The sequence below is a fragment of the uncultured Gimesia sp. genome (assembly GCF_937919775.1).
In the GTDB taxonomy this organism is placed as follows: Bacteria; Planctomycetota; Planctomycetia; order Planctomycetales; family Planctomycetaceae; genus Gimesia.
This window is the reverse complement of record NZ_CALFPF010000520.1, coordinates 1-8627: the sequence shown is the minus strand read 5'-3', so window position 1 is coordinate 8627 and position 8627 is coordinate 1. Positions and strand designations below refer to the sequence as shown.

The following is an 8627-nucleotide window of genomic DNA, read 5'->3' as shown; positions in this document are numbered from 1 at the left end:
TTTTTATGGTTGAAACGATCATTCAAACGGCGGTGGTTGCTGAAACTGATCAAATTCGATATTCTCTAAACACACCTTGGCCCACTGGCTCAGGGTGTGTTTTTGTTATGGAATTCGAGTTGATTTTGAGCTTTCAAGAGAGTGAACGACGCAACCATGTCCTTTGACCCTGCCCGCAATGTAGCAAGTGCCCCCCAGGCGTTGGCCAATGATATCATCCAGCGCGTTGCCAGACTGGTCAGCGAAGCGGAAGCGGAAACCAAACCGCTGGAACTGGATCCTTATCGGAGTCAACTGTTCGAGTTGTTCGTGATGGCAAACGCCGCCGGCTTTGTCTCTGAAGAAGCGGACATTGATCTCACCGCCGACAATCTCTGTCGCGAGCTGGCAAAAGTCTGGGGACTGGCAGAAGCCACGCAACAGGCAACGGAATCACAATCAAAACTTCCTCCTGAGCAGGTCAGCAAGATGCGCATTCTCTGGTCGGTATTAAGACTCTGGATGGAATGGGATTATGCCTGGAAACGGTGGGATGAATTTCATCCCGGTGAAACCGCGTAACCAGCTTTTGCCCGAATCGCTCCCGTTTTCGCTCTTCATCTGCAATCCAGACCGACTTGACAACGCTGTGAATATTCTGCGTGCCGTTTTTTCTGTTGAAAACAAGCTTGTTTTCGCGATTGACGTCCACTTGCCGTTTCTTAAACTGCGCTACATGCGTCGCGCGCGTGGATGTCGTTTTTTATCCGTTTTTCCTCTGAATCGATTCATTAACAAGTCATTTCATGCGGGATTTTTTGAGCGCATCGCATTTCATCATCACGCCTCTCGTTCTATGATACTCGTCTCAAATGGTCCTGGAGACGCCTTATAAACCGGGACACAAGCGGGTCGTCAACTCCCTCCTCCAGTGCGCGCTGTGCACGCTTTTTGCGACATGATCAAACCGGTTCACGGCTCGTTCCCCTCGCTTCTTTGAAACACCGTTTCATAACGCATCTGGAAACATCTTAACAACAGACTTCGTTCCAGAATGCGGCGAGTCGCTGGCTGGCCTGCACGCTGGTAAAACAGGCCAGAGCCCGCTGCCGCGCCGCTGCTGACATTGTCTCGATCAGACTCCGATCACTCAAGGTCCGTTTGATGGCAGCCGCGAGAGCCACCGCATCATTCGCGGGCACCAGCAACGCCGAGACTTCATGCCGCACGATCTCACTCGTGCCGCCCACATCGGTTGCCACAATCGGCAGCCCGCTGGCAATCGCTTCCAGTAAGACCCGCCCCAAAGGTTCCTGCTTGGCCGGATGCACCAGCAGGTCGGCTTCGTTCATGAGTCCTTCAATGTTTTCCCGGTAACCCAGGCGATGCAGGCGACCCTGTAAGGCCGGCTGCGCAAAGGCGGCTGTAAGCCCCTGATCAAATTCGATGCTCTCCTGTTTCTGCGAGTGCCTTTCTCCGACAAGCAGAAAATGCGTGCTCAAATCTCCCTCATCCGCCAGCAGTTTCGCCGCCTCCGTCAGAATATCCTGCCCCTTCCGCAACCCGATCTGACCGATGGTTAAACAGAGCCTGGTATCGCAAGCCAGCCCCAGTTCCCGTTTGAGCAGTCCTGTCGCAGGACGCGGCTGAAAGCGGTCGATATCAACGCCGTTATAATAGACCGTCACTTTCTCCGGCTGCAGTCCCCGGCTGATATGAAAACTTCTCGTGGCTTCTGAGACCGCGATCAAACGCCGGTTCTGATTCAAATCCGCGTTCGCCGCCCGGCTGAGTTTGATGATATCCCGCAAGTGTCCGGAGCAGGGGACGGGTAACTGCTGCGACAGCGCACCAGTCAGACGGGACATCGAAAGACTATTCGCGTGCAGTAAATCAAAGCGGCCCGTCTGCAACGTCGGCAATAGCTGTTCCGCCACTGCTTCACGCGACAGTCGCTGCCCCTGTGCGTTGTGAAACGTAACCGGATGGCACTCCACCTGCAGCTGTGCAAGCCGCGCTTCTAAAGGACTCTCCTCCGGGCAGAACGCGACAAATTCAAATGACCGTTGATGCAGTTGAGCGAGGACAGCCAGCATGGAATGCTCGCCCCCGTTCAAAGAACCAAACTCAAATAAGAGAGCAATCCGTTTCACATTCAGTCAGCTTTAACACTTTGATCGAGTTTCGCCCGCAGCACGGCTTCTCTGGTTTTTCTCAAACCGGTTTGCGCCACTTCCAGCGCATCCTGCTGCCAGTAATCCTTATTGAATAACTCCAGCGATAACACGCCGCGAAACCCAGCCTGATGAATCATGCGGAAAATATCGGATAAAGGAGCCACGCCATCGCCGGGATAAACACGGTCTGCATCATTGATCGTTTCCCGCGGCGGATTGGCAGGATAATCGTTCACGTGAAAGACCTGAACGGCGGAACCGCTCAGTAATCCCAGGCCGGCAAAATCAGAGCCCCCTTTATAAATATGATACACGTCCGGCAGCAGACACGCTTTAGGATGACCACTTTCAATGGCGACAAACATCGATTCTCCCAGACGCGAGAGTGACTCGGAAAAACCCCAGACCTCTACCTGCGGGGTCACACCCATCTGATCGCCCAGTTCCAGCAACGCGCGATAACGTTTTGCCGCTTCAAACAGATTGAGGTCGTTTTGCTTGGTCGCTCCGGTAGGAGGGGCGGCGATGCGAATCCCGCCAATTTGACGCAGCGTGTCCATATCCCGCTTCGCCTGTTCCAGTCCCTGCTTGCGCACTTCGTCGTCGTCAACGATCCACTGCGCAAAACCGATGGCGCTCTCGACCGTCAAACCCGAATCTTCGATGCGTTTTCGCAAGTCGGCCAGCGAACCGCCGTCCTTGACATACTGGTCGATATCACGCATCCAGGGTTCAATCGCATCGTAGCCGGCTTTGGAAGTCAGATCGACCTGTTCGACGATACCCAGTTTCTGGCCGCGCACAGTACTCGTGTTAAAGCAGTAGCGGAACGGCTCGGCAGCACTGCGATTTCTGGCAGGACTGGCGGCAGCAGATGCAGTCGCGGAAAATCCGGCCGCCAGGACACTGCCCGCAGCAGCCAGCATTTCACGTCGGTTGAGATTTGTGTGCATGAAGATGATTCCGGTAGGATGAAGTCAGGTTTGTTACCCATCTAAACTACCGGAACCGGGGACCATTTTCAACCTGTTCCCATTCCGCGGTCAAAGGCATCCAGGTCCCTCTGGAACAGACTGAGCACCTTATGCAGCGTTTCCCGATTGATTTTCCAGCTCGGATTATCAACCGTATAGTGATTACAGTGGTCGACAATCAGACGATACAGAAATTTGAACAAGTGCCGTGGCACACGCAGTTGCGCGAATTGCGAGATCAATTCCTGCTCGGAAATCGAATCGTCAAACAGATCCTTGATCGAGTGATTCGCGCCATGATCTGCAGAACAGGCCCGCACGCGATCGCAGGCGACGTCATACAGCGATTCCCCCGTCCAATCCAGCGATGTCACCAGGTTTTGCTTGTCCAGCCGCGAACGTTCGTAAAATTCCTTCTCTTCCCGCTGCAGATAATACACCACGTCGGAAGGTAACAGCAGTTTGAACGCCACGCCCGGATGTTTCAATAATTTGTTGTCGAACATTGGCCAGAGCAGATCCCGCATCCGTTCGGCTGAACCATTCACCAGATGCGGCTCGTCCACGCGATCCACCAGAATGATAATGTTTGTGAAGCCCAGCTTTTTAAGAACCGTCTGAAATTTGGTCAGCAGTTCATAGCGGTCATCGCTGCGATCCCGCGAGGGGATCGGTTGCCCGGCCAGTTCCCGGCGTTCGATCCGTGAAAGAATTTTTCTCAACGCATTAGGCAGATGATCGAAGACACGCACTTCACGTGTGACCCGCCAGGCTTTCCACAGCAGCGTTGACTGGCGCCACAACCAGGGAGCCCAGCCGGCGAACATCATCAGCCAGATCCACCACTGACCGAAATCTTTCCAGGTTCCCAGGTAAAACACGAGTCCGACGGTGACCAGCGTCACCAGAAATCCCAACCCGCGTTCCCACTCGGTTTTCCAATAGCTGAATTTCAGTTTCCGCCTCAAACGATTCCAGCGTTGTACCGCAGGCATATCCAGGCTGTTGTCGTAAAACGCTGCCAGCAACAGCAGGTCCCGTTTTTCCAGATGCGATAAATTCGAAATCTGCGATTTCGAAACCGATCGGATGTTATTCTCCGCCGACTCATCCGTTTCGATCGTCTGGCCAATGAGCTGAGTCGTTCCCAATGAAAGAATGGCGTCCATGTGATCCCACAATCGCCAGTAGGACAGCAACCGTTCGGGGCGCCGTTTGCGGCCTGAATACCGTTCGCGGAAACAATCCAGAAAGGGGTTAAAATCATCGTATTCGATCACGAACACCCGGCTCTCCGGATGGAGTGCGTTATGCTTCTGCAGCTGTTCGATCATCTGCATCCGAATGGCGGTTTTCCCTGCCCCCTTTTCACCAAACACAACAGACGTGGAGGGGTTGGCGGGATTGGAAAATATTTTGTCCCAGACCGGATGATGCGTCCCGTTCAGACAGAATTCTTTGAAAACGTGATCGCTTTGTGCGTCTTCCTGCCCGAACGGATTTTCTTTAATCCCGTGATGATCTAAAAACTGTTGAACTTTCATAAAGGTCTTACTCATCAAAAGAAATGATGTAATCTCTTATTTTTAAGCGACTTAGAACACATTGCCCTGCCAGGTTCAAGCGAAAATACCCGACCTGCTGAGTGCTTGTCAAAATGAGAGGATTAGGTAGTTGTATTGTCACTCAAACATAGGTCATAGATCAGGAAAATGGTAGTCATGCGATTCAGAGTGCGTGAAATATAAACGGTTTTCCATGTCTTAAATTCGAGCCCCTCTTGCAAGATCGGTGACGTTTCACGAGAATCCACCTCAGGTTGATGACGTATCCGCCGGGAAAGCGTCCTGTTCGTGTTTGTGTTCCAAGGTTGAAAGAAAAGTTGAACTGGCTTCCTCTCATTGGTGCAATGGCATTGTTTGCCATCGGCTTGCGCCTGTCTGCCCTTTTTAGTGGTTCAGAAACAGGGTTCTACCGTGTCAGTTTTTTGCGGCTGAATATTGACGCAAACGAAGGCGACCCGATTGCAAAACGTCTGTGCTGGTTTGCGCAAAACCCCAGCTATTTTGTCGCGACCACTTTGATCGGAAATAATCTGGCCAACGATCTGGCCACGATTGCCATCTCGATGGGCGTGGCAGAAGTGTTTAGTGAATCGAGCGGTTCAGCCGAAATCATCACAACAATTTTATTCACACCGATCATTTTTATTCTGGGAGAACTTGTTCCCAAAAATCTGTATTACCGTGCGCCGACGATGTTGCTGAAACGGTATTGCCGCTGGTTTGACTTCTTTTATCGGGCGTTCTGGCTCATCAGCACGCCGCTGGTTTCGATCACACGCCTGCTGGAACGCTACTCTCCGGATCGTAACAAGCCCGCGCAGCTCGTTCTGGGGCGCCAGCGACTGGTGAAAGTTCTCGAAGAAGGACACCTGGAAGGTTTGCTCACGAACTCTCAAAAACAACTGGTGCGCGGGATGTTTAACACGGCTGCACAATCTGTCATCAAAGTGATGATTCCCCAGAGTGAAATCACAGGAGTCACACGCACGACCGACGCTGCACAAATCATGCAGCTTGCGAAACAGAATCAGCTTTCGTTTATTCCGATTCGCTCGCGAGAGAAGCAGAGTGAATGGACGGGTTACATCAAATTAGTCGATCTCATCACCTCTCCCGCACCGATTATCCCGGCCGTTTATAACATGCCACGCTTACAGTCGGATTTCAGTATGCTGGAATCGCTCTACCTGCTGAGGAATTCCGCTTCTGCCTATGGTGCTATTTATGAAAATGAGAAACAGCTGGGAATTGTCAGCCAGCTGGACCTGGTGAAAGCGCTCTGTTCGCCCACGGGCCCCTTAATGCTGAAAGCCCGCGTGTCGTAATCGCTCTGTTTTGACGGTCTTTCCTGCTGGATTGCGGGATCGGACCGACCCGCGTACAATCAACGCCCTCTGAAAATGAGACATAAATTAAGAGACCGGAATCGGATTCAGCGGGTTGAAAATGCAGGTTTTTTCTGAACTCCGCTCCCTTTCCAGTGTCTGTTCACAATAGCGTTAGTATATTATCCTGAGTCAATGTAACCGGAATCACTATGACCCAACGTCGCATTTTAGTCACCGCTGCTCTGCCTTACGCCAACGGTGACATTCACATCGGCCATCTCGTGGAATACATCCAGACTGATATCTGGGTCCGTTTCCAGAAACTGCGCGGTCAGGAATGCCGCTTCTTCTGCGCCGACGATACGCATGGCACTGCGATTATGATTCGCGCCCGCCAGGAAGGCCGTTCCGAAGAAGCGCTGATCGCCGACGTCCGTGAAAAACACATCGCCGACTTCACCGGTTTCCATATCGAGTTCGACAATTACGGCAGCACGAACAGCGAGCAGAATCGCAAGGTATGCCACGAAATCTGGTCTGCTTTGCGCGACGCCGGTCTGGTCCATGAAAAAGAAGTCACTCAGTTATTCGACGTTCAGGAAAATACGTTTCTCGCCGATCGCTTCGTCAAAGGGACCTGCCCGAAATGCAAAGCCCCCGATCAGTACGGCGATAACTGCGACAAATGCGGCAGCACTTACACACCGGCCGACCTGACCGATCCGATCAGCACACTTTCCAATACCACTCCCGAAGTCCGTACCGCCAACCATCTTTTTGTGCGTATCGAAGACCTGCATCCGTTTCTCGAAGAATGGACGCAGTCCGGCCAGCATCTGCAAACGGAAGTCGCCAACTATCTCAAAGGACATTTCCTGGGAGACCCGCTCCGCGACTGGGATATCTCACGCCCCGCACCGTATTTCGGTTTTGAAATTCCCGACAGTCCGGGCAACTTCTGGTATGTCTGGTTTGATGCGCCTATCGGTTATATCGCATCGACCCTCGAATGGTGTGAGAAAACGGGAGCAGACTTCGACCGCTGGTGGAGGAATCCTGAAACCGAAGTGCATCACTTCATCGGCAAGGACATCACTTACTTCCACACGCTGTTCTGGCCTGCCATGCTCAAAACCGCCGGCTTCAACCTGCCGGAAAGAGTTCACATTCATGGTTTCCTGACCGTAGACGGCGAAAAAATGTCCAAGTCAAAAGGGACATTCGTGAAAGCGGCCACCTATCTGAATCACCTCGATCCCGCCTGCCTGCGTTACTATTACGCTTCCAAGCTGGGGCCGCGACTGGATGACCTCGATTTGAATCTCGAGGAATTCATTCAGAAAGTAAATTCGGATCTCGTCGGCAAGGTGGTGAATCTGGCCAGCCGTTCTGCGAAATTTGTCGCAGACACCGGGTTGTCCGATTCGTATCCCGATGACGGCGGGCTGTTCGAATACGCGGCCAGTCGCAGTGAGACCATCGCAGCCGCCTATGAAGTCTGCGACTTTAACGGGGCAATGCGGGAAGTTCTCGCGCTGGCTGATCGCGCGAATAAATACTGGGACGATCAAAAACCGTGGGAACTGAAAAAAGACGAAAGCCGTCAGGCAGAACTGCAGGAGATCTGTACGATCGCACTGAATCTGTTTCGGCAGATTATCGTGTATCTGACGCCCGTACTTCCCCAATTGTCCGAACAGACGGGTGAACTGTTGAACGATCCCGTCACGAACTGGGAGCAGGCACAGACGCCGTTAACGGGAACCCTGGTTAATAAATTCCAGCACCTATTTAAACGTATTGAAGAGAAACAGGTACAAGCCATGACTGATGAAGCAAAAGCAGAAGCCGAAGCGACCGCCACGGAAGCAGCCGCCTCCGAATGGAATGACACGGGAGACGCACTCACACAGGAACCGATGTCGGCGGAATGCACGATTGATGATTTCGTGAAAGTCGACTTACGTGTGGCGCGGATTGTCGCTGCGAACTCGGTTCCCGAAGCGGACAAATTATTGCAGCTCACTTTAAGTCTGGGAGGTGAAGAGCGCCGCAATGTGTTTGCCGGCATTAAAAGCGCTTACAACCCGGAAGAACTGGTGGGACGTCTGGTGATCTGTTGTGCGAACCTCAAACCTCGCAAAATGCGATTCGGCACCAGCGAAGGTATGGTGCTGGCATCCGGTCCGGGCGGGAAAGACGTCTTTCTGCTTACCCCCGATGAAGGTGCTGTACCCGGACAACGTGTGCACTAAGTACGCCTCGGAAAATTATAACATCTCAAGCCATCAGGGTCTTCTCTGGTGGCTTGTTGCATTGTCCGCCGCCGTGTCTGAAAAACAGAGGCGTCCGCTAGCGGGTTGTCCCTCAGAACCGGATGAGCGGGTGATTCCGTAGTGTTCTTTTTTGAGTAACCCGGATCTTCGGAAGATTCCGCAGGGTTTCACAGGCCGGATTTCTTAAACAAAAAAATGGTGAGAGCCAATCATAAACAGGGGTTTTTACTTAAATTGTTAAGAGGTGACGATGTGGAATCGTTTCAATCGATTCATTCATTACAGGGCCACAGAGTAACTGATTATTCTTTTGAAATTTAATTGACTA

6 protein-coding genes are annotated in these 8627 nt (G+C 52.2%); 3 read left to right on the top strand and 3 right to left on the bottom strand.

Features of this window, described 5'->3' with window-relative positions:
• Nucleotides 1-156 precede the first annotated feature (156 nt).
• Nucleotides 157-561: a hypothetical protein gene (locus Q0294_RS14990; protein ID WP_299467057.1), complete on the top strand. Its 405-nt coding sequence runs from the start codon at nucleotides 157-159 to the stop codon at nucleotides 559-561.
• A gap of 449 nt (nucleotides 562-1010) precedes the next feature.
• On the opposite strand, the gene Q0294_RS14985 is transcribed toward Q0294_RS14990, so the two are convergent.
• From Q0294_RS14985 to Q0294_RS14975, 3 genes are all read right to left on the bottom strand, one after another.
• Complete coding sequence (locus tag Q0294_RS14985) at nucleotides 1011-2132, bottom strand: glycosyltransferase family 4 protein (protein ID WP_299467055.1); 1122 nt, start codon at nucleotides 2130-2132, stop codon at nucleotides 1011-1013.
• Nucleotides 2133-2134: 2 nt separating this feature from the next.
• Nucleotides 2135-3109, bottom strand: coding sequence for a sugar phosphate isomerase/epimerase family protein (locus tag Q0294_RS14980; RefSeq protein ID WP_299467053.1), 975 nt, complete (start codon nucleotides 3107-3109; stop codon nucleotides 2135-2137).
• A 68-nt stretch (nucleotides 3110-3177) separates the two neighbouring features.
• Nucleotides 3178-4674, bottom strand: a complete 1497-nt coding sequence (locus tag Q0294_RS14975; protein ID WP_299467050.1) for a hypothetical protein — start codon at nucleotides 4672-4674, stop codon at nucleotides 3178-3180.
• A 338-nt stretch (nucleotides 4675-5012) separates the two neighbouring features.
• On the opposite strand from Q0294_RS14975, the gene Q0294_RS14970 reads away from it, so the two are divergent.
• Nucleotides 5013-6020: a CNNM domain-containing protein gene (locus Q0294_RS14970; RefSeq protein WP_299467048.1), complete on the top strand. Its 1008-nt coding sequence runs from the start codon at nucleotides 5013-5015 to the stop codon at nucleotides 6018-6020.
• A gap of 212 nt (nucleotides 6021-6232) precedes the next feature.
• Complete coding sequence (gene metG / locus Q0294_RS14965; protein ID WP_299467046.1) at nucleotides 6233-8278, top strand: methionine--tRNA ligase; 2046 nt, start codon at nucleotides 6233-6235, stop codon at nucleotides 8276-8278.
• The last annotated feature ends 349 nt before the right edge of the window (nucleotides 8279-8627 follow it).

Excerpts from the sequence above, each read along its gene's own strand:
- Q0294_RS14990 (WP_299467057.1), top strand. The coding sequence starts at position 157 with ATGTCCTTTGACCCTGCCCGCAATGTAGCAAGTGCCCCCCAGGCGTTG.
- Q0294_RS14975 (WP_299467050.1), bottom strand. The coding sequence starts at position 4,674 with ATGAAAGTTCAACAGTTTTTAGATCATCACGGGATTAAAGAAAATCCG.
- Q0294_RS14980 (WP_299467053.1), bottom strand. The coding sequence starts at position 3,109 with ATGCACACAAATCTCAACCGACGTGAAATGCTGGCTGCTGCGGGCAGT.
- metG (WP_299467046.1), top strand. The coding sequence starts at position 6,233 with ATGACCCAACGTCGCATTTTAGTCACCGCTGCTCTGCCTTACGCCAAC.